19 protein-coding genes are annotated in these 20174 nt (G+C 71.9%); 17 read left to right on the top strand and 2 right to left on the bottom strand.

From position 1 onward, the window contains the following. Positions 1 to 2: 2 nt before the first annotated feature. From ACFWTC_RS18350 to ACFWTC_RS18335, 4 genes are all read left to right on the top strand, one after another. Positions 3 to 755 carry an amino acid ABC transporter ATP-binding protein gene (locus tag ACFWTC_RS18350; RefSeq protein ID WP_383928404.1) on the top strand — a complete coding sequence of 251 codons (753 nt, stop codon included), beginning with the start codon at positions 3 to 5 and terminating at the stop codon, positions 753 to 755. Next, entirely contained in the window at positions 752 to 1972 is a 1221-nt protein-coding gene (locus ACFWTC_RS18345; protein WP_383928395.1) for a M20 family metallopeptidase, read from the top strand. The genes ACFWTC_RS18350 and ACFWTC_RS18345 overlap by 4 nt, the downstream gene beginning before the upstream one ends. A gap of 144 nt (positions 1973 to 2116) precedes the next feature. Further along, positions 2117 to 3403: a cyanophycinase gene (locus ACFWTC_RS18340; RefSeq protein WP_384028659.1), complete on the top strand. Its 1287-nt coding sequence runs from the start codon at positions 2117 to 2119 to the stop codon at positions 3401 to 3403. Positions 3404 to 3527: 124 nt separating this feature from the next. Then, positions 3528 to 4406, top strand: a complete 879-nt coding sequence (locus tag ACFWTC_RS18335; protein ID WP_383928805.1) for a MurR/RpiR family transcriptional regulator — start codon at positions 3528 to 3530, stop codon at positions 4404 to 4406. A gap of 147 nt (positions 4407 to 4553) precedes the next feature. On the opposite strand, the gene ACFWTC_RS18330 is transcribed toward ACFWTC_RS18335, so the two are convergent. Beyond that, positions 4554 to 4940, bottom strand: coding sequence for an ArsR/SmtB family transcription factor (locus ACFWTC_RS18330; RefSeq protein WP_384028661.1), 387 nt, complete (start codon positions 4938 to 4940; stop codon positions 4554 to 4556). A gap of 93 nt (positions 4941 to 5033) precedes the next feature. On the opposite strand from ACFWTC_RS18330, the gene ACFWTC_RS18325 reads away from it, so the two are divergent. The 7 genes from ACFWTC_RS18325 (at position 5034) to ACFWTC_RS18295 (ending at position 12069) form a co-directional block, all read left to right on the top strand. Beyond that, positions 5034 to 7010, top strand: coding sequence for a heavy metal translocating P-type ATPase (locus ACFWTC_RS18325; protein ID WP_383928810.1), 1977 nt, complete (start codon positions 5034 to 5036; stop codon positions 7008 to 7010). A gap of 128 nt (positions 7011 to 7138) precedes the next feature. Further along, a complete protein-coding gene (locus ACFWTC_RS18320) occupies positions 7139 to 7549 on the top strand; it encodes a DUF6153 family protein (protein ID WP_384028663.1) in 411 nt (136 codons plus the stop codon). 120 nt (positions 7550 to 7669) lie between these two features. Continuing rightward, a complete protein-coding gene (locus ACFWTC_RS18315) occupies positions 7670 to 8302 on the top strand; it encodes a DUF305 domain-containing protein (protein ID WP_383928816.1) in 633 nt (210 codons plus the stop codon). Positions 8303 to 8463: 161 nt separating this feature from the next. After that, a complete protein-coding gene (locus ACFWTC_RS18310; protein WP_383928819.1) occupies positions 8464 to 8991 on the top strand; it encodes a DUF4396 domain-containing protein in 528 nt (175 codons plus the stop codon). A gap of 284 nt (positions 8992 to 9275) precedes the next feature. After that, positions 9276 to 9812: a PadR family transcriptional regulator gene (locus ACFWTC_RS18305; protein WP_383928822.1), complete on the top strand. Its 537-nt coding sequence runs from the start codon at positions 9276 to 9278 to the stop codon at positions 9810 to 9812. Continuing rightward, positions 9809 to 10528: an ABC transporter ATP-binding protein gene (locus tag ACFWTC_RS18300; protein WP_383928825.1), complete on the top strand. Its 720-nt coding sequence runs from the start codon at positions 9809 to 9811 to the stop codon at positions 10526 to 10528. Before ACFWTC_RS18305 ends, ACFWTC_RS18300 begins: the two co-directional genes overlap by 4 nt. Continuing rightward, on the top strand, positions 10525 to 12069 hold the full coding sequence (locus ACFWTC_RS18295; protein WP_384028665.1) for an FtsX-like permease family protein: 1545 nt from the start codon (positions 10525 to 10527) through the stop codon (positions 12067 to 12069). Before ACFWTC_RS18300 ends, ACFWTC_RS18295 begins: the two co-directional genes overlap by 4 nt. Positions 12070 to 12150: 81 nt before the next feature. Here the strand turns inward: ACFWTC_RS18295 and ACFWTC_RS18290 are convergent, their stop codons facing one another. Continuing rightward, entirely contained in the window at positions 12151 to 14118 is a 1968-nt protein-coding gene (locus ACFWTC_RS18290) for a BTAD domain-containing putative transcriptional regulator (protein ID WP_384028667.1), read from the bottom strand. Positions 14119 to 14231: 113 nt separating this feature from the next. Between ACFWTC_RS18290 and ACFWTC_RS18285 the strand changes: the two genes are divergently transcribed. The 6 genes from ACFWTC_RS18285 to ACFWTC_RS18260 all read left to right on the top strand — a co-directional run bounded on the left by ACFWTC_RS18285 (position 14232) and on the right by ACFWTC_RS18260 (position 20100). After that, complete coding sequence (locus tag ACFWTC_RS18285; RefSeq protein ID WP_384028669.1) at positions 14232 to 15110, top strand: alpha/beta fold hydrolase; 879 nt, start codon at positions 14232 to 14234, stop codon at positions 15108 to 15110. Positions 15111 to 15545: 435 nt separating this feature from the next. Next, positions 15546 to 16235 carry a ferritin-like domain-containing protein gene (locus tag ACFWTC_RS18280; RefSeq protein ID WP_384028671.1) on the top strand — a complete coding sequence of 230 codons (690 nt, stop codon included), beginning with the start codon at positions 15546 to 15548 and terminating at the stop codon, positions 16233 to 16235. Next, entirely contained in the window at positions 16232 to 17020 is a 789-nt protein-coding gene (locus ACFWTC_RS18275) for a ferritin-like domain-containing protein (RefSeq protein WP_384028673.1), read from the top strand. Before ACFWTC_RS18280 ends, ACFWTC_RS18275 begins: the two co-directional genes overlap by 4 nt. A gap of 174 nt (positions 17021 to 17194) precedes the next feature. After that, entirely contained in the window at positions 17195 to 17569 is a 375-nt protein-coding gene (locus ACFWTC_RS18270) for a cupredoxin domain-containing protein (RefSeq protein ID WP_383928842.1), read from the top strand. A gap of 17 nt (positions 17570 to 17586) precedes the next feature. Continuing rightward, positions 17587 to 18006 (top strand): DoxX family protein, encoded by a 420-nt coding sequence (locus tag ACFWTC_RS18265; protein WP_384028675.1) that lies wholly within the window; start codon positions 17587 to 17589, stop codon positions 18004 to 18006. Between the two features lie 540 nt (positions 18007 to 18546). Then, positions 18547 to 20100, top strand: a complete 1554-nt coding sequence (locus ACFWTC_RS18260) for a DUF4331 domain-containing protein (RefSeq protein WP_383928848.1) — start codon at positions 18547 to 18549, stop codon at positions 20098 to 20100. Positions 20101 to 20174 lie beyond the last annotated feature (74 nt).

Here is a 20174-nt window from a genome sequence, read left to right as displayed (position 1 = left end):
CCATGCTCCAAGCCCGCGGTGTGCGCAAGCACTTCGGCCGGCTCGAGGTCCTCAAGGGCATCGACCTCACCGTCGAGCGCGGCCAGGTGTGCTGCCTGCTCGGACCCTCCGGCTCGGGCAAGTCCACGTTCCTGCGCTGCATCAACCACCTGGAGAAGATCGACGGCGGCACGCTCGCCGTCGAGGGCGACCTCGTCGGATACCGAAGGCAGGGCAGCCGTCTCCTCGAACTCCGCGAACGGGAGGTCGCCGACCGGCGGCGCGACATCGGCATGGTCTTCCAGCGGTTCAACCTCTTCCCGCACATGACCGCCCTGGACAACGTGACGGAGGCCCCGCTCAGGGTCGCCGGTGCCTCACGGGCCGATGCCCGCCACGACGCGCTGCGACTGCTCGAACAGGTCGGGCTGGCCGACCGGGCCGGCCACTACCCCGCCCAGCTCTCCGGCGGGCAGCAGCAGCGCGTCGCCATCGCCCGCGCGCTGGCGATGAAGCCCAAACTCATGCTCTTCGACGAGCCCACCTCCGCGCTCGACCCCGAACTCGTCGGAGACGTCCTCGACGTGATGCGCCGGCTCGCCGACGACGGAATGACGATGATCGTCGTCACCCACGAGATCGGCTTCGCCCGCGAGGTCGGTGACACGGCCGTCTTCATGGACGACGGTGTCGTCGTCGAGGCCGGCGATCCCCGACAGGTCCTCGTCGACCCCGAGCAGGAACGCACCCGCGCCTTCCTCTCCAAGGTCCTGTGAGCGCCCCCGCCGGGCAGCAGGTCTCCGCCTCCGCGGTCCTGCTGCCCCACGCCCAGCGCCACCTGCCGTCCTACCTGCGCGACCTGGCCCACCTGGTCTCCATCGACTCCGGCTCCTACAGTCCCCAGGGCGTCAACCGGGTGGCCGACTGGGTCCAGGACCGACTCGAACGGATCGGCTTCACGACCGAGCGGTTCACCACCTCCGCGGTGGGCGGCGGTCCGGCGACCGGAGACACCCTCGTCGCCCGCAGACGAGGACGGCTGGGCGTCGCGGAAGGCGGACGCCGGATCCTCCTGGCCGCCCACATGGACACCGTCTTCGAGGACGGCACCGCCGCCGAACGACCCTTCTCCCTGTCCGGCGCCGTCGCCCACGGGCCCGGTGTCAGCGACGACAAGGGCGGCCTCCTGGCCGGGCTCACCGCGGTGGAGATACTCCACGAGACGGGATGCGAGGACTTCGCGGAGATCGTCTTCCTGGCCACCCCGGACGAGGAGATCGGCGCACCGGCGAGCCGGCCGGTCACCGAGGCGGCCGCCCGGGGCATGCACTACGCCCTCGCCCTGGAATGCGCCCGGGAGAACGGCGACCTCGTCATCGCGCGCAAGGGGGTGGCGGACTTCCGCCTCACCGTCACCGGCCGGGCCGCCCACGCGGGCATCGAACCCGAACGCGGCGCCAACGCCGCCCTCACCGCAGCCCACCTCGTCGTCGCCCTGCAGAACCTCAACGGCCGCTGGAACGACGTCACCGTCAACGTCGGAGTCATCCGCGCGGGCACCCGCGCCAACATCGTCTGCCCCGACGCCGAACTCCGCGTCGAGGCGCGCGCGGCGACCCTCGCGGACATCCGGCGCGTCCAGGACGCCCTCACCGAAGCGGCCGACCACCCGGCCGTGCCCGGCACGCACGTGCACGTGGAACAGCTCGACCTGTGCGCGCCCATGGAGGACACGCCCGCCTCACGCACCATGCTGCACCACGCGCAGCGGGCCGCCCGGGCCATCGGACTCGACATCGGCGCCGTGGCCACCGGGGGAGTGGGCGACGGCAACCTCATCGCCGGCACGGGGGTTCCCGTACTCGACGGCCTCGGCCCCGTCGGCGGCGCCGACCACAGCCCGCTCGAATGGCTCGACACCACCACCGTCGCCCCCCGGATCGCCCTCCTCGCATCCCTCATCACCTCGCTGGGCGACGCCCGCACCCACTGAGCACCCCTGGCACCCGTACCACCGCCCCTTCACCGAGGCCGGGCGCAGCCGTGTTTCCCGCCGTCCCGCGCCCTCCCCGCCGACACCCGTCCGGCGGCTGCCGTCCAGGCCACCCGTTCCGTCCGTACCGGAGGTACCACGCCCATGCGCGCCCCTTCCCCCCTCAGCCGCCGCGCCGTCCTCGCGGGCGGCACCGCCCTCGTCCTCGCGCTCACCGCCGCCCCCGCCGGGGCGACCGCCCCATCCTCCGGCCAGCGAGGCTCCCTGGTACTGGTCGGCGGAGGCCTCAAGGACGACAACACCCAGGTCTACGGCGAGATCATCAAGCGCGCCGGCGGAGCGAAGGCACGCATCGGCGTCCTCACCGCATCCTCGATCCCCGCCAGCCAGGACCCGGACGCGGACGACCCCGAGAACTGCAGCAACTCCGCCTGCAACGGCGCCTACTACGCGGGCCTCTTCATCAAGCACGGCGCCGCGGACGCCCAGTGGATCCCCATCGACCTCGACCACATCGCCAACGCCGACTCCGAGGCCGTCGTCACCCAGGTCAACTCCATGACCGGCTTCTTCTTCGGCGGCGGCGACCAGTACCGCTACGTCACCACCCTCCTGCACGGAGCCGCCCACACCGACTCCAAGGTGCTCGCCGCGATCCGCGCCAAGCTCGCGGCGGGCGCCGTCGTCTCCGGATCCTCGGCCGGCGCCCAGATCGCCTCCGGCGCGGACATGGTCACGGGCGGCGACTCCTACCGGGCCCTGCGCGACGGAAGCAGCCCCGGCTACTTCGAGGACCCCGGCCGCCTCGGCTACCTTCCCGAAGGCGGCTTCGGCTTCCTGCGCTCCGGCCTCGTCGACACCCACACCGGCGCCTACGGACGGGAGGGCCGCGCCCTGCGCCTGGCCGCGGACACGGGCCACGACCGCGTGTACGCGCTGGAGGAGAACACCGCCCTCGTCGTCGACGCCCCCGGCACCCCCCGGGAAGCCCTCACCGTGCTCGGCCCGCACGGCGTCGCTGTTCTCGACCTGCGCCACGCACGTGCCCGCCAGACCGATGGCGGATGGTCCCTCACCGGCGGCCGCTACACCTACCTCACCGACGGCGACCGCTACGACGCCCGCCTGCGGCTCGCCAGCCCCGCCCCGGGCAAGCGCCCCCTCGTCCCGCGCGGCAACGAGCCCGTGGCCGCCAACAACGACGCCTTCTACTCCGTGGCGAACGCCGGCGGATCCGCGTACTCGCTGCGATCCACCGCCCGGGCGCTCGCCCAGACCCGCGCCCAGCGCACCGCCACCGCGACCACCTTCGAGAGCGGTCCCCGGTTCACCGTGACGCTGAGCAAGACACCCGGCTTCGCGGCCTGGACCAGCGAACCCGGCCGCGCCCAGAGCATCGTTTCGCTCGGCATCGCCATCTCCCCCCGGTAGCCCCCATCGGAGCCCGCAGGGCTCGCTGACCCCGGTGGGTGCGGCCGCCGGGCGAGATGCCGCGTCCGCCGAGCCAGGGGATAGGCTCGGCGGACGCGGCCCGCAACCACGTGAAAGGACACTCATGGCAGCCGGCTCGCTCGCCGACGACATCCGCACCAAGCTGGGTGACCTCAGCCCGGCCGAACGCAGGGTCGCCCGAGTGCTCCTGGCCGGCTACCCCGCCTCGGGTTTCGAGACCGTGGCCACCATCGCCGAGAAGGCCGCCGTCTCCGCGCCCACCGTGCTGCGCTTCGCCGGCCGTCTCGGCTACCGGGGCTTCCCCGACTTCCAGGCCGCCCTGCGCGCGGAACTCGACGAACGCAACGCCTCCCCCCTGTCGCTGTACGAGGCGACCGACTACGGCCGGCAGCCCGACCCGGAGTCGACCCCGGGAGCCGACGGCCTGCTGGTCCGCGGCAGCGCCGTGTTCACCGCCGCCGTCGGCCAGACCCTGGCCGAGATCCCCCCGCACGACCTCGACCAGGCCGTCCGGATCCTCAGCGACCGCAAACGCCGCGTCACGCTGGCCGGCGGCCGCTTCACGCACCTCCTGGCCCAGTACCTGGCCATGCACCTCATGCAGCTCCGCGACGACGTCCGCGTCCTGCCCGACCGCGCCGTGGAACGTACCGCCCAACTCGCCCACCTGGCCCGGCGCGACGCCGTCGTCCTCTTCGACTACCGGCGGTACGAGGAGGACAAGGCGGCGATCGCGCAGATGACGCGTGAGGCCGGCGGCAAGGTCATCGTCTTCACCGACGCCTGGCTCTCTCCGGCGACTTCCCAGGCGGACGTCGTCCTGCCCAGCCAGGTCGGCACCGTTTCCCCCTACGACAGCCTGGTCCCGACCCTGGCCGTCGTCGAGACCGTCATCGCCGGGGTGATGCAGGCCCTCGGCGAGGACGCCCACCGGCACATGCAGCAGTCCGAGGACACCGCCCGCCGCGCAGGGCTCGTCTGATGCCGACCGCCGATGTGCGGGACTTGCCGTTGTCCGGCTGAAGAACGCCGAGGATCCGGAGCGAGGCCACGTGCTAGCGAGGCCACGTGCTGACGAACAGGCTCCGCTGCGCGCCCAGGGGTTGCGTGACCGTGCGGAGTACCCGGTTCACTCCGTAGCGGCGCGTTCCGCTGGGCGGGTGGGGGAGTCGCGTGCGCCGAGCCGCAGGTGCTCGACGTGATAGAGGGCCTGCTCGAGGAGTTCTGCGACATGGCTGTCGTAGAGCGCGTAGACGATCGAGCGGCCGTGGCGTTCCCCGGTGACCAGGCCGAGGTTGCGCAGCAGCCGCAGCTGGTGGGAGCAGGCGGAGGCTTCCATGCCGACGGTCTCGGCGAGGTCGCTCACGGAGCAGGGGCCTTCCTGGAGACGGGCCAGGATGCGGAGCCGCGAGGGCGTGGCGAGGGCCTGCAAGGTGGCGGCGACGTCGGCGGCGCCGACGGCATCGAGGCGCTCCCGGGTGCTGGCGCTGCTGGTGATGCTGGTTCCGTGGCCCATGGGGACAGCATACCGACGATATATGAATAACTGTTCAGGTGTTCCTGTATGGTGGATGTGTTGCCTCATCCGCCCGTGAAGGGTTGCTTTGTCATGTCTGCTGTCCTCGACCAGCGGCCCGCGCCGCCCTCCGTCCGGCCGCTTCCCGCGCTGCCGAAACGGCGCGCGCGGCTGCTGGCTCTGCCGGAGGCCCGGTGGGCGCTGGCCGCGCTGGTCCTGTTCCTGATCGCCCTTCCGCTGGATCTCCTGGAGGCCCCGGCCTGGCTGTGGGGTCCGCTGTATGCCGCCGTCTACGCCACAGGCGGCTGGGAGCCGGGATGGGAGGGCCTGAAGGCCCTGAAAAACAAGACCTTGGACGTGGATCTCCTGATGGTCGTCGCGGCGCTCGGCGCCGCAGCCATCGGGCAGGTCCTCGACGGGGCCCTGTTGATCGTCATCTTCGCCACCTCTGGTGCGCTCGAGGCCGTAGCGACGGCCCGGACCGCCGACTCGGTGCGCGGCCTTCTCGACCTGGCGCCGAGCACCGCGACCCGGCTCCGGCCGGACGGCGGGGAGGAAAGCGTTCCTGTCGACACCCTCACGGTCGGCGACGTCATCCTGGTGCGGCCCGGCGAGCGGGTCGGTGCCGACGGTCAGGTCCTCGACGGGACCAGCGACCTCGACCAGGCGACCATCACCGGCGAGCCGCTCCCGGTGGCCAAGCAGGTGGGTGATGAGGTGCTCGCCGGCACGGTCAACGGCACCGGCGCCCTGCGCGTGCGGGTCGAGCGGGACCCGGCGGACTCGGTGATCGCCCGGATCGTGAAGATGGTCGAGGAAGCCTCCGAGACCAAGGCCCCCATCCAGCTGTTCATCGAGAAGGTCGAGCAGCGGTACTCGATCGGCATGGTCGTCGCGACCCTGGCCGTGTTCGCGCTCCCGCTCGCCTTCGGCGACGGCCTGCAGCCGGCCCTGCTCCGTGCGATGACGTTCATGATCGTGGCCTCGCCGTGCGCGGTGGTGCTGTCCACGATGCCGCCCCTGCTGTCCGCCATCGCCAACGCGGGCCGTCACGGCGTCCTGGTCAAGTCCGCCGTCGCCATGGAACGCCTGGGCCAGATCGACGTCGTCGCGCTGGACAAGACCGGCACCCTCACCGAGGGTGCCCCGCGGGTCACCGACGTCCGCCCCCACCCCGCCTCCGGACTCGACGAGGACGGGCTGCTGGCGCTGGTGGCCGCGGCCGAGTACCCCAGCGAGCACCCCTTGGCCCGCGCGGTCGTCCAGGCCGCCCGCGACCGCGGCCTCACGCTTGCCGCGTCCACCGACTTCACTTCGGCCCCCGGGTCGGGTGTCACCGCCACCGTCGGTGGCCGCACCGTCCGGATCGGATCCCCGGCCCGACTCGAGGCGGCCGGAGACCAGGACATCGACGCCGCGGTGCGGGCCCTGGAAGACGAAGGGCGTACCGCGGTCGTCGTCCTGCGCGATGACATCCCGGTCGGCGTGCTGGGCATCGCCGACCGCCTGCGACCCGATGCCGAGTCGACGGTGGCCTCCCTCACCGAACTGGCCGGCCGGGCCCCGGTCCTGCTGACCGGGGACAACGAGCGCGCTGCCCGCCACGTGGCCGCGGCGGTCCGCATCGCCGACGTCCGCGCCGGCCTGCTCCCACAGGACAAGGTCGCCGCGGTCAAGAAATTGGAGGCCGAGGGCCGCCGGGTGCTGGTGGTCGGCGACGGCGTCAACGACGCCCCGGCCCTGGCCGCCGCGCACGCCGGCATCGCGATGGGAAGGGCCGGCTCCGACCTCGCGCTGGAGACCGCCGACGTCGTCGTCGTGCGCGACGAACTCGCCGCCGTCCCCGCCGTCGTGGCACTGTCCCGCAAGGCCCGCCGTGTGGTGGTGCAGAACCTGGTCATCGCCGGGATCTTCATCACCGTGCTCTCGGCCTGGGGCCTGATCGCCACGCTCCCGCTGCCCCTGGGTGTGGCAGGCCACGAGGGGTCCACCGTCCTTGTCGGTCTCAACGGCCTGCGCCTTCTGCGCGAGCACGCCTGGACGAACCCCCTCGGCAAGAACATCCCGTGAGCGAGCGCATCCCCCGCACCCACACGGCTGTCCCGACCGGCGAACAGCAGGCGGCCCGGTGGGGTCGGTGGGGAGGTCCCGGCCGGCAAGGGGAGCGGAGTCGCCGGGCCGGATCGTACGATGACGGTATGACCAGCACGATGCAGCCGTCGAGTCGTCGCCCTGCCGGGCGCGGCTTCGTGCTGCTGGTGCTGGCGTTGCTGGCCGGGGTGCTTGCGATGCACGGCCTCGGTCCGGGCCCCGTGCCCACGAGGGCGCCGGCGGCCGCAGGTGTTCACGACATGGCGATGGCCCACGAGGGCACCGCCCGACAGGTGGCGGGCGCCTGCTCGCACACCGATGGCGGTACGGGCCATGCGGACCACGCGGATGCCACGTGCGCGGCGGCCGGTGTCGGCGCCGGGTACTCGCCTCCCGTTCTGGCCGCCGCCCTCGATTCCGGGCCCGTGCCCGCCATGCTGCCCGGCAGCGCGGCGGGGACCGCCGAGGGCGGCCGGGCACCGCCTGACCTCGCTGAACTGCAACTCCTGCGGATATAGGACTGCCCGCACGGCACCCCCTTGCCCCGGCTCGCCCGGCGGGGGACGCCGTGCTCCGGCACATCCCCGTCCGCATCCGCGCCCGCCTGCTCGGGCGGCGCATCAAGGAGTCGCACCACCATGAACACCAACCGTTCCCTCATTCGCCGCGGCGCCGCTGTCGCGGCCGCCGGTACGGCCGCACTCGTCCTCGCCGCCTGCGGGTCGAGCGGTGACAGCTCGGCCGGGCACGACGGCCACACCTCGCAGTCGCCTACCGCCCCGGCTTCTGCTCAGGCCGCGCAGGGGCAGCGCAATACCGCCGACGTCGCATTCGCCAAGGGGATGATCCCCCACCACCGCCAGGCTGTGGAGATGGCCGACCTCGCGCCCGCCAGGGCCGAATCCGCCGAGGTCAAGAAGCTGGCGGACGAGATCAAGAAGGCTCAGGACCCGGAGATCAAGACACTGTCGGGGTGGCTGACCTCATGGGGCGAGCCGGTGCCCACCGAGGGGGCCATGGATCACTCTGCGCACGGGACGGCCGGGATGATGACGGCCGAAGAGCTGGACAAGCTGAAGAGCTCGTCGGGCAGGGCGTTCGACACCGCCTTCATGAAGCTGATGATCGAGCACCACGAAGGCGCGGTGGCGATGGCGAAGGCCGAGAAGGCCGAGGGCGCCTTCCCTGAGGCCAAGGCGATGGCGGATGCGATCATCACCTCGCAGACCGCCGAGATCGCCAGGATGAGGGGCCTGCTCGGCGAGAACTGACCGACTCTCGCGGAGGGGTGTGCCGGGGTCCTGCGTGCCTCGCACGCCCCTCCGTCCTGTGCGGGGTCCACACACCGGCGGGAATACCCTCAGGGGGTATGTGTTGAGGGTGTGGGGCCTCCGGAGCGGGGTCACACTGGACGGGATTGGGGATGACGGTCATGGATCACAGTGCGCACCACACCGGCACCGCTCACGACCACGGCGCGAACGAGGCGTACGCGGGTCACACCGGGCGCCAGGCGGGCGGGGTGACCTGGGGGACCGCCGCGAAGGCGACGCTGCACTGCCTGACCGGATGCGCGATCGGCGAGATCCTCGGCATGGTCATCGGAACCGCCCTGATGTGGGGCAACGTCCAGACGATGATCCTGGCGATCGCGCTGGCGTTCGTCTTCGGCTACTCGTTCACCCTCTTCGCGGTCCGCAAGGCCGGCCTGGACTTCAAGGCCGCCGTGAAGGTCGCGCTGGCCGCCGACACCGTCTCGATCGCGGTGATGGAACTCGTCGACAACGGCATCATCGCCCTGACGCCCGGGGCGATGGACGCCCACCTGTCGGACGCGCTGTTCTGGACGGCGTTGCTGGGCGGGTTCGCCGTGGCCTTCGTGATCACGACGCCGGTCAACAAATGGATGATCGGCCGCGGCAAGGGCCACGCCGTCGTCCACGCCCACCACCGGCCGTAGCCGTACGGCGCCGCACCCTTACGGGCCGGAGGGAATGCCGGCTCCCGACCCCGCTGGGGCCGTGCGGCCCGACTCCCTCGTGCCGCCCGCGGAGCGTGGACCATTTCGCGAACGGCCCGCCCTGACGCGATGTCATCACCGGCCCCGAGGCCGACGCGGCGGTAACGGCCGCTGGCATGCACCTCCTGACGGGTAGTCATATGTGCGGGGTCCTCTTCTCGCGTGTCCCAGGGCGGAGTTGGCCGCGCTTGACGCATCTATTCGCTTAATGAATAGTGAGGGGTGTGTCCAACTCACACATCCTTCTCGGCCTGCTCGCGCCGCACCCCCTGCACGGGTACGAGCTGAAGCGGGCGCACGACACTCGCCTGCCCAGTGCCCGGCCGCTGGCCTTCGGGCAGGTGTACGCGACGCTCAACCGGCTCGTCCGCGACGGTCTGGCGAGCGCGGCGGGCCACGACCGGGCCGGCGGTCCGGACCGCACGGCGTACGAAGTCACGGACGACGGGCGCCGGTTGCTGTTCGACTGGCTGGGTACACCTGAACCTCCCGCTCCACACCTGTCGAGCGTTCTCCTCGCCAAGACGGTGGTCGCCCTGCTCGTCGCCGATGAGGCCGGGGCCCGCAGGCACCTGTCGGGGCAACGGGCCGCCCACCTCGCGCGCATGCGTGAACTGACAGCGCTGAAAACCACCCCGGGCTCGGCCGTCGCCGATGTACTCGCCGCCGACCTGGCGATCGCCCATCTCGACGCCGACCTGCGGTGGATGCAGACCGCAACGGACCGCGTCGCCGACCTGCGCCTGGAGGTGCACCGATGATGATCGAAACACGTGCCGTGACGAAGTCGTACGGCCCGAGCCCGGCCCTGCGCGGGGTGTCACTCGCACTGCGGGAAGGCGAGATCGTCGCCGTCACCGGCCCCAGCGGCTGCGGCAAGTCGACACTGCTGCACCTCATGGCCGGGATCCTGCGCCCGGATGGCGGGGAGGTCCTCTACCGCGGCGCCCGCATCGACGACCTGGGCGAAGCCAGACGCTCGCTGCTGCGGCGCACCGACTTCGGGGTGCTGTTCCAGTTCGGCCAGCTCGTGGCGGAACTTCCAGCGGTGGAGAACGTCGCACTGCCCCTGATGCTGGGTGGAACCGGTCGGCGGCAGGCGACGGTCCAGGCAGCCGACTGGCTCGATCGGCTCGGTGTGGCCGAGCTGGCGAAGCAGTTGCCGGGGGAGATGTCCGGCGGTCAGCAGCAGCGCGTGGCGCTGGCCCGCGCCTTGGTGACGGGACCCAAGGTGCTCTTCGCCGACGAACCCACCGGTGCGCTCGACACCCTCGCCGGAGAGATGGTCATGGGCCACATGGTCCGCGCGGCCCGCACTCAGGGAACCAGCGTCATGCTGGTCACCCACGACGCCACGGTCGCCGCCTACGCGGATCGCGAGATCCGCCTGCGCGACGGCATGCTGGAAAGCGACGACGGCGCCCTGCTCGGATCGGCCTGGGGACACTCCGGTGCCGGGGCGGAGAACGGCCGGTGAACCTGCTGACCACACTGCGCCTGTCGGTGGCGGGAAGCCGCGCGGACCACGTGCGCATCGCCTTGACCGCTCTCAGCTCGGCCCTCGGCACGGTGACGCTGCTCTGCGCCGCCGCGGTGATCGCGGTGCCGCCCGCTCTGGCGGTGCGCTACACCAACGACCTGCTCAACGAGAGCGGGCTGCGCCCGGGGGTCGCCCTCGCGATGGTGCTGCTGACGATACCGGCCCTCGCCCTGGTCGCGCAGTGCAGCCGGCTCGGCGCGCCCGCGCGCGAGCACCGGCTGGCCGCGATCCGGATGGCCGGTGCGACACCACGCCAGATCATCCGCATCGTGGCCGTGGAGACGGGACTCGCGTCCGTCCCCGGAGCGGCGGCGGGATTCGCGGTGTTCCTCCTCGGCCGCGCCCTGCTCGACGCCCCCGACGCGCAGGGCCGTCGCCCCCTGCCCACGGACGTGCTGCCCCATGCCGCCGCCATGGCCGGCATCGCCCTGGGGGTCCCGCTGGTCGTCGCCGCACTGACCGTCCTCACCCTGCGCCGGGCTGCTCTCACGCCCCTGGGTGTCGTCCGCAGGACCCGGCGCAGCAAGCCCCGCGTCACGCCCGGAGTGCTCATCGTGACGGGGCTCGGCGCCTGCGCACTGGTCGAGCCGGTGCACTCGTACTTCACCCGCAACCCGCGGGCCGACGACGCACCGTTGCTCATCACCGGGGGGCTGGTCGTCCTCGGCGTGCTCGCCGTCGGCATCGGAGTCGTCACGGGTACGGGCTGGATCACGTACACCATCGGCCGGACCCTGCAACGGTACGCCCGCAAGCCCGCCGGGCTCCTCGCGGGCCGCCGCATGACGGCCGATCCCTGGTCGGGCAGCCGCACCTTCTCCGCCATGCTCGTCGCGCTGATCATCGGATCGGCGGCAGCGGGCCTCGCCGCCCTGACGGTGGCCTCCGTCTCCGCACAGCAGGAGAACACCCGCCGCTTCGCCGCTCTGGTCGGCGAGCCGTACGAGCCCGCGGGCACGGGCCTGTACGAGCGGGCCTACGAACTCGTCGGATACGCCTCCCTGGTGGCCCTGGTCATCGCTGCCGCCGGGCTGCTCGTGGCGCTCGCCGACACGGTCCTCGCCCAACGGCGCGCGCTCGCCTCTCTGATCGCCACCGGAACGCCCCGGCGCGTGCTGGCCCGTGCGATCGGCTGGCAGACGCTCTCCCCCGTCGCCCCGGCCGTGGGCCTCGCGGTACTGGCGGGTGTTCTGCTGCCCCGCTTCGCCGTCCCGGACGCGAGCGACACCGCGGACATGCAGACCTGGCGCTGCGCGCCGCTGCCGGGGGACGGCATCGGCGCCTGCGAGGACCAGGCATACTCCCAGGCACACGGTGTCCTGGTCAGTGCCGAGAAGGTCCCCGTCATCGTGAACACGCCGTGGGACCAGGTGCTGATGCTCGCCGGAACAGCGATCACGGCGACCATGGGCATCACCCTCGTCTCCCTGCTCTTCCTGCGGATGAGCACACGCGCCGGGGAACTGCGCACGGCCTGACCTCCGGAGCGGGCCGTTGGTGACGATGCCCTACCAGCCCGTTTTACGGCCCGGTCGGCCCGGTCGGCCCGACGCGGGCCGTCACGGCCTCCGGAGCGCGGCGGCGAGCTCGTCGAGGTACCCCGCGACGGGGCCGCTGGTGAGCAGACCGCTGCCGGCGCCGGCGAGTTCCGCCCTGGCCGGCGAGAGCGCGGTGTGGGCGCGTTCCATCACGGCCCGGTCCGACACGGCGAGCGCGGCTCGCGCCACCACGGACCACAGGGCCTCGAACAGCAGGCCGGGGGGAGGATCCGGGAGTCCGCGCAGAACCGCTGCGGCTTCGTCCCCGCGGCCTCGGGCGACCAGGAGCAGGGGAGTCACCCACGGCTCGTGCGGTCCCCAGTCGTCCTGTGAGCAGATCTGCGCGCTCTGCCCGTGACGCAGCCGCAAGCACAGCAGGGCCAGTGGGAGGAGCCCTTGTTCCAGGCCGGGCATTCCGACGCCGTGGAGCCGGGCCGCGGCCTCCCGGCAGGCGGCTTCCGCCTCTGGCGCCGGGCCGGTCGCGGCGTGTCGCAGCGCCCGGTACCACTGGGTGAACACTCCCGCCAGCGGCAGCTCGTTCCGTTCGGCGAGGCGGTCCACCGCGGTCGCGTGCCGGTCAGCTCCCGGGAAGTCGGCCAGGGCGCTGCGCGCCTGGAGGCGGATGAGGTGGCCGAGTACCTCGTACGTGAGCATGCCGTGCCGCGCGGCCAGGGTGATCAGTTCCGCGCCGATCCTGTCGCGGCGCGGCGACAGGCCCGCCCGGAAGAAGGTCTGCATGAATACGCCGTTGAGCGCGAACGCCAGGAGGGCGGGATCGTCCAGGTCGCGGGCGATCTGTTCGGCTTGGCGGGCCGCCTGCAGCCCGCGCGCCGAGGCGCTCGCGCGTGACTCCATGGCGATCGTGGCCAGCAGCCGGGCTCGTGCGGTGTCGTGTCCGCCCGGTCGGAGGGTCTTCAAGGTGCGCTCCGCCGCCGCCACGACGTCCGCCGCATGCCGTGGGTCGTCGACCCGTGTCCAGATCGCCGGAACGTCGTAGGTGCCGATCACGCGCGCGGTCAGCTCCGAGTCCCCCAGCTCTTCGGCCGCCGCGATGACGGCCGAGCGGTGCCGGCGGGCCACCTCCAGGCCGCGGCCACCCGTCACGGCGAGGTTGCGCAGCAGGCCGACGGTCGATTCCAGCCGTGCCCGGGCGCCGGATGCCAACGTGCGGTCGTAGGCGGCCGATGCCTCCGCCCACACCGTGTCCGCTGAAGAGACCGGCGCGGGAGCCGGGTCGAGGTGGTGTTCCTGAGTGAGGATGTCCGCCTCCAGGCGGCGCAATCCGGGCCCGGGATCCACCCCCAGTTGCTCGACCAGCAGCTTTCGTGCACGGCTCAGCACCGCGAGCGCCTCGCCCTGGCGTCCCGTGCGGTACAGCGCGAGGGCCAGGAGCCGCCACGCGTCCTCGCGCCAGGGGTGCTCGGCCACGTGCGCGTCCAGTTCCGCAATCGCCTCCGCGGCACGGCCGAGGGTCAGGCAGACCTCCGCCCGGTACTCCAGGGCGTGCAGCCTCAGCTCGCCGAGGCGGGAACGTTCGGTGCGGGCCCAGGCCTCTTCGGGGAAATCCGCGAGGGCCGGACCCCGCCAGTAACCCAGTGCCTCCGTGAGCCGGTCGAGCGCCTGCTGCGGCGGCAGGGTGCGGGCGGCGGAGACCGCCTGCTCGAAACACCAGCCGTCGACGGAGCCGCGCTCGACGCGCAGCGCATAGCCGGGGCCCTCGGTGACCAGGATGCGAGCCGGAGTGCGGGGCCGGCGCTGCGGTTCCAGGGCTCGCCGCAGCGCGGAGACGAACGTACGGACGGCACCGACCGCGTCCGCGGGTGGTACTTCCCACAGATCTGCCACCAGGCGGGTGACGGGGACGACCCGGCCCCGGGCGACGATCAGCCGGGCCAGTACGGCGCGGTGCCGCGGGCCCTTCAGGGGGATCGGTCCCCCCTCGCCGTCCCAGGCCGTCACCGGACCGAGTATCCCGAACGTGACGTTCACGCGTGGCCGCCTTCCCGCTCGCCCTCGGTGCCACGTTATCGGTCGCTCATTCGATGCTCATCCGAGGCCTCCAGGGTGGAGTCAACAGCCCGTCCACGGAAAGAGGCCGACTCATGACTCCTCCCACCAGCACGTTCGACCACCAGCGGATCGAGGTCGCCGATGGGGTTTCCCTGAACGCGGCCGTCGTTGGCTCGGGACCCCCGATCGTGCTGTTGCACGGTTTCCCGCAGACCCATCTGATGTGGCGGCACGTGGCCGCCGACCTCGCGCACGACCACACCGTGATCTGCCCCGATCTGCGGGGCTACGGCGACAGCGACAAGCCCGTCGAGACCGACGGCACCGTCTACGCCAAGCGGACCATGGCGGCCGACGTCGTGGCCCTGGCCGGCGCCCTCGGACACGACCGGTTCGCGCTCGCCGGGCACGACCGCGGCGCCCTGGTGGCCTTCCGCGCCGGGCTGGACCACCCGGACAGGATCACCCACCTCGCCAGCCTGGACGTGCTGCCCACCCTGGACATGTGGGAGGTGCTGCACGGCGTCAGTGCGGCGGTCGGCTTTCACCTCTACCTGATGGCACAGCCGCCGGGCCTGCCCGAGCAGATGATCGCGGCGTGCCCGGACGCCTTCTTCGGCCACTTCCTGGACACCTGGACCAACGAGCCACAGTCGATTCCCCCTGAGGTCCGCACCGCGTACCTCGATGCCTGCCGGGGCGCGGTGGCGTCGATCGTCGCCGACTACCGCGCTTCCGCCGGTATTGACATCGAGCACGACAAGGCGGACCGTGCTGCCGGGAATCAGCTGAACATGCCGGTCACCGTGCTCCAGCAGGACTGGGGCGCGTTCCTCGGCTTCGACGCGGCCGCCCTGTGGGGCTCCTGGGCGTCCGACCTGGAGCACAGGACGGTCACCTCAGGTCACTTCATGGCCGAGGAGAAGCCCTCCGAGATCGCCGACGCCCTCCGGACTCTGCTCAGTCGCTGAACGGGGCCGCGTCCCTCGGGCGCCTCCTCCTCGCGTTCACACATTCTCCGTTTCCGCTTCACCGATCGGTGTGCCCGACTGCCCTCCGCCCCGTGGATTGTCATGCGCGCGGCCATGGGTGGGTGGCTGGTTCCAGACCATGGGTGGGTTTCGCGGGAGGGGGGGAGGACAGGTGTCTCAGCCACGTTTTCTGTTCGTGTCGCGGGTGGATGTGGCACGACGTCAGGTGCCCGAGGGGGAGACGGGCGCGCCACCGCGCACCGCGTCCGGCGCCGTCACCTGGCGGCTCGTCGGCGCGAACAACCACTTAAAGCTACCTATGTCGCCAGTACGGGTGAACGGGGCTATCCGGGACGCCCTTCGCCGCGAACCTGCCGTGGTGGTGCTCGCGACCGTGCGGGCGTGCCGTACGCGACGAGGGAAGGCAGGGGAGTGATGGGCGTACGTCGTATCGATACCCGGCTGTTGGGACAGTTGGCCGAGCAGTCGCAGGATCTCAACAGCAGTGCGATGCGGATGTCGGGCGCCGCGTTGGGCCAGGTCGACAGCCGGGTGACCCGGGAAGACGTCATGGCGCTCCAGACGGCGGCCTCCTTGGAGAACCTGGCCGTGGACGTCTACCGGCAGGCGGCCGGTCTGCCGTTCGTCAAGAACGGCAACAAGACGGTGGCGGCCTTCATCTCCACCACGATCAGCCAGCACTCCGCCCACGCCCGGGCGTTCAACGCGGCGGCGACCCGGGCCGGCGGGCGGGCGCAGACGGCGCCCCATCCGACGTACGCGGCGATCGTGAAGAAGGCGCTGCCCGGGATCAAGGGTCCGGCCGACGTGGTGGCGCTGGCGATCACCTTGGAGGACGTCGCCGCCCAGACCTACACGAAGAACACCGCGGACGTGCGCGACGTGCGACTGCGGACGCTGTTCGCCTCCATCGCGCCGGTGGAGGCGCAGCACAGGGCGGTGCTCCTCGCGGTGCAGGCCCTGCTGGCGGCGGGGAAGCCGCAGCTGATCGCGGTTCCCACGAACGCGGCCGCGTTGCCCGCCGCGGCCGGCCCGGTCGGATTCCCCGAAGCCTCCTACCCCGTCAAGAGCGCTTCCCCGATCGCCGAAGGAGCCGTCAAGTGAACGCCGTACAGCAGGGCTGGAAGCTCGGGCTCAGCGAGGGGGAGCTCGTCCGGCTGACGAGGGGCATGGAGGAGGCGCACCGGGAGACCCTGCCCGCCATGCACGAGGGAGCCGCAGAGCTGGTCGAAGAGATCACGCCCGGCGAGGTCGGCCGGCGCCGGTTCCTCACGGGGATGGGGATCGCCGCGGCGGCGGCCGCGTTCACGTGGACCGCGGGCGCCGGGGCGGAGAAGGCGAACGCCGCCGTCCAGGGTCCGCCCGCCGCAGGCGCTCCGAGCCCCTACGTGGGCGACCTCAAGGTGGTGGCGCTGGCGGCGGCCCTGGAGAACCAGGCCGTGGGCGCGTACGGCGCGGCGCTGAAGGCCGCCGGCGCGGGCAAACTGGGCAAGGTGCCACCTGCCGTGGGCACGTTCGCGCAGGCGGCCATGGACCAGCACGCCGCGCACGCCACAGCGTGGAACGTGGTGCTGACCGGTGCGGGCCGTCCCGCGATCACGGGGGTTCCGCTGTCCAACCAGCCCGTCACCCTCAAGGCCCTCGGCCAGGCCAAGGACGTCGGAGCCGTCGCCCGGCTGGCCCTGGCCCTGGAAGACCAGGCCGCGCAGACGTACCTGTCCGCCGTCGGCAATGTCAGCAGCCCGGCGGGCATCAAGACCGCGGCCAGCATCGCCCCCGTCGAGGCCATGCACGCCGCGATCCTGCACTTCGTCCTCGGCGAGTACCCCGTCCCGGACGCCTTCCTCCAGGCGGACCGGGCGGCGAACCCCACCCTGCTGACCGTCTGACCGCCTGGCCCCGCTGACCGCGTGCCCGTCGGCGCTCCGGCGCCACGGTTCGTCACACCCGGGGCGCCGCGACACCCGGTCCCCGTCGCGCCCCCGGGCCCGTCGCGCCCCCGGGCCCGCGGCGCCCCGCCGTCCGCCCTCCTGTTCCCGCGACCCGCGAAGGGCCCATCCGTCATGTCCCCGACCCGCTCCGCTCCCACGCCGTTGCGCTCGACGGCCGCCCGCGCCGCATGTGCCGTACTGGCACTGGCCGGCGTCTGCCTGGCTCCCGCGACCGCCCAGTCGGCACCCGCGCCGACCGCACGCATCGTCATCAAGGACTTCGGCTTCAGCCCGGGGACGCTGACCGTGGCTCCCGGAACCGTCGTCACCGTCACCAACCAGGACACCGCCCCGCACACCGTCACGGCGACCGGCCCGGCGGTCTTCGACACCGGCACCGTCAAGGCCGGACGCACCGCGACCTTCACCGCGCCGCGCACCCGCGGCAAGCATGACTACGTCTGCGACATCCATCAGTTCATGTCCGGCACCCTCACGGTCCGCTGACCCCCGGAGCCCCACCCATGCCCCACATTCCACGCCCCAGCGACGCCCACCTGCTGGCGCTGTTCCGCATCGTGACCGGATCCCTCCTCGCCTGCCACGGCGCGGCCAAGCTCTTCGGCGTCCTCGGCGGCGACCTCGTACCGATGGGCAGGTGGCCGTACTGGTGGGCCGGACTCATCGAACTCGGCGGAGGGGCCCTCGTCGCCGCCGGCGTGGCCGTCCGCCCAGCGGCGCTCCTGTGCTCGGGTGTCATGGCCTACGCCTACTTCACCGAGCACCAGAGCCAGGGTCTCCTCCCGATGCAGAACGACGGGGAGTCGGCCGCCCTGTACTGCTGGGCGTTCCTCGCCCTCGCCATCCTTGCCCCCTCGGCTCTCTCCCTGCCCGTCGGCAAGCGCCTCGCGCCCCCCGGCGCCTCCGTACCAGCCAGGACGTAGCCGCGGGCAGCGAGTGGATCAGGACCGTGGTCCGTCTGCGGATCACTCCGGCGCGGGCGCCCCTTGAGGGTGTTTCCGCAATCTTTACGGAAATGGGGTGACGGGGTGCCGTCACCCCATTTCTGCATTCCGTCAATTGGGTCCGACTGTGGATGGGGGAACTGAACCCCTCGCATTCTCTATTGCGAATAGGTTGCAATAACGCGGCGACGCCCGGTCGGTCTAGTGTTTTGGCTGCGTGTCGCGACGATTATGACGCCCTCCGTCCTGCCTCCAGAAGGCTGTGGCCAGTGCGAATGCGGGATGGGAAGGGCCTGATCCCGAATCTGGAGGGGAATGCGGTCACGCGGCGCCGGTGCTGCGTGCTTACCTTCCGTCTGCACGTTCCGAGCGTGAAATCGACACGCGGTCGGCGGGCCCTGAGTCGTCACTCATGCCTCACAGGCCTGTTGACCGACCGAATTTCTCCCCAGCTGAACGTCCCCCGCCCGGCCGCTTGTGCACGGCCGGACGCGCGGTTCGCAGTCGAGAGGATCAGCCTTGAAGTCCACCTCCGCACGGCCCCGTTCGCGGCGCGTGCTCGACCAGTCCCTCCTCGTCCTGGGTGCGGGCGCCCTGGCGACCGGCCTCGTCGCCCTGACGCTGGCCCCGGGGGTCAGCGCAGCCTCCAGCCACCGCGAGGCCCCGCTGATCGCGGGCGACCCGCGCGCGGACAACACCGACGTGTACGCGTTCACCAGCCCCGACAAGTCCGACACGGTCACCCTGCTGGCGAACTGGATTCCGTTCGAGGAGCCCAACGGAGGACCGAACTTCTACGCCTTCGCGGACGACGCCCGCTACAACATCAAGATCGACAACACGGGTGACGGAGTCTCCGACGTCACCTACACGTGGCGCTTCCGCAGCAGCTACCGCGACGACGCCAACCAGTTCCTGTACAACACGGGCCCGGTCACCACGCTGAACGACCCGGACCTGAACTTCCGCCAGGTCTACGACCTCGTCGTCACCACCGGCGGCAAGTCCACCGTGCTCCTGTCCGGCGTGCCGGCCGCACCCTCCCGCGTCGGCCCCGCGTCCATGCCGAACTATGCGTCCCTGCGCAACCAGGCCATCTTCAACCTCCCCGGCGGAGGCAAGACGTACGCCGGCCAGGCCGAGGACTCCTTCTTCGCCGACCTGCGCGTCTTCGACCTCCTGTACGGCGGCGACCTGTCCGAGCGCGGCCAGGACACTCTGGCCGGGTACAACGTCAACTCGGTCGCCATCCAGGTCCCCAAGAGACTCCTCGCGCTGAAGGGGAACACCGGCCGAAACCCGGTCATCGGCGTGTGGTCCACGACCGACCGGCAGGGCGTGCAGGTCTCCGACTCCCGCACGAAGCACGGTGACAACTGGAAGCAGGTCTCCCGCCTCGGCAACCCCCTGGTCAACGAGGTCGTCGTCCCGATCAAGTTCAAGGACGCCTTCAACACCCTCAACCCCGACCAGGACCGCACCGTCCAGCCGGTCGTGGACAAGGTCCTCGACCCGATCCTGCCCAAGCTCATCCAGCAGATCTACGGTATCCCGGCCCCCGCCACCCCCCGGCGGGACCTGTTCGAGATCTACCTGACGGGCATCTGCAAGGCCTGCGGGCCGATCCAGGCCGACCTCAACGCCCACCGCCTCAACCGCGACGCCAACCTGCGCCGGATCGTGCCGGCTGAGGAGCTGCGCCTGAACATGGCCGTACCGCCCACCGCGCGGCCCAACCGGTACGGAGTCCTCGCCGGCGACCTCGCGGGCTTCCCCAACGGCCGCCGCCTGACCGACGACGTCATCGACATCTCCCTCCAGGCCGTCGAAGGCGCAGCCCAGACCGGTCAGCTCGTCCCGGCGCTGGCCGACGGCGACAAGGTCAACGCCAACGAGGTGCGCTTCGGCACGTCGTTCCCGTACCTGGCGCTGCCGCACACCAAGTCCGTCAACAGCGGGCCCGGCACCCTGCAGAAGTCGGGAACGAAGAACGCGGCGGCCCTCGGAGGGCTCGGCGCCCTGCTCCTGGCAGTGGGCGGCCTCCGCCTTCGCCGCAGTCGCAAGACCAGCTGACCCACCCGTTCCGGGCGGGAACCGGGGCTGACCCCCGCCTCCCGCCCGGACACCTCTGCCCAGCCCACCGGGGA

Source organism: Streptomyces sp. NPDC058619, assembly GCF_042717785.1.
In the GTDB taxonomy this organism is placed as follows: Bacteria; Actinomycetota; Actinomycetes; order Streptomycetales; family Streptomycetaceae; genus Streptomyces.
Note: the sequence above shows the minus strand (reverse complement) of the source record. Positions and strands in the feature narration are given on the sequence as shown.

Excerpts from the sequence above, each read along its gene's own strand:
- ACFWTC_RS18350 (WP_383928404.1), top strand. The coding sequence starts at position 3 with ATGCTCCAAGCCCGCGGTGTGCGCAAGCACTTCGGCCGGCTCGAGGTC.
- ACFWTC_RS18340 (WP_384028659.1), top strand. The coding sequence starts at position 2,117 with ATGCGCGCCCCTTCCCCCCTCAGCCGCCGCGCCGTCCTCGCGGGCGGC.
- ACFWTC_RS18335 (WP_383928805.1), top strand. The coding sequence starts at position 3,528 with ATGGCAGCCGGCTCGCTCGCCGACGACATCCGCACCAAGCTGGGTGAC.
- ACFWTC_RS18330 (WP_384028661.1), bottom strand. The coding sequence starts at position 4,940 with ATGGGCCACGGAACCAGCATCACCAGCAGCGCCAGCACCCGGGAGCGC.
- ACFWTC_RS18325 (WP_383928810.1), top strand. The coding sequence starts at position 5,034 with ATGTCTGCTGTCCTCGACCAGCGGCCCGCGCCGCCCTCCGTCCGGCCG.
- ACFWTC_RS18320 (WP_384028663.1), top strand. The coding sequence starts at position 7,139 with ATGACCAGCACGATGCAGCCGTCGAGTCGTCGCCCTGCCGGGCGCGGC.
- ACFWTC_RS18315 (WP_383928816.1), top strand. The coding sequence starts at position 7,670 with ATGAACACCAACCGTTCCCTCATTCGCCGCGGCGCCGCTGTCGCGGCC.
- ACFWTC_RS18310 (WP_383928819.1), top strand. The coding sequence starts at position 8,464 with ATGGATCACAGTGCGCACCACACCGGCACCGCTCACGACCACGGCGCG.
- ACFWTC_RS18300 (WP_383928825.1), top strand. The coding sequence starts at position 9,809 with ATGATGATCGAAACACGTGCCGTGACGAAGTCGTACGGCCCGAGCCCG.
- ACFWTC_RS18285 (WP_384028669.1), top strand. The coding sequence starts at position 14,232 with ATGACTCCTCCCACCAGCACGTTCGACCACCAGCGGATCGAGGTCGCC.
- ACFWTC_RS18280 (WP_384028671.1), top strand. The coding sequence starts at position 15,546 with ATGGGCGTACGTCGTATCGATACCCGGCTGTTGGGACAGTTGGCCGAG.
- ACFWTC_RS18270 (WP_383928842.1), top strand. The coding sequence starts at position 17,195 with ATGTCCCCGACCCGCTCCGCTCCCACGCCGTTGCGCTCGACGGCCGCC.
- ACFWTC_RS18265 (WP_384028675.1), top strand. The coding sequence starts at position 17,587 with ATGCCCCACATTCCACGCCCCAGCGACGCCCACCTGCTGGCGCTGTTC.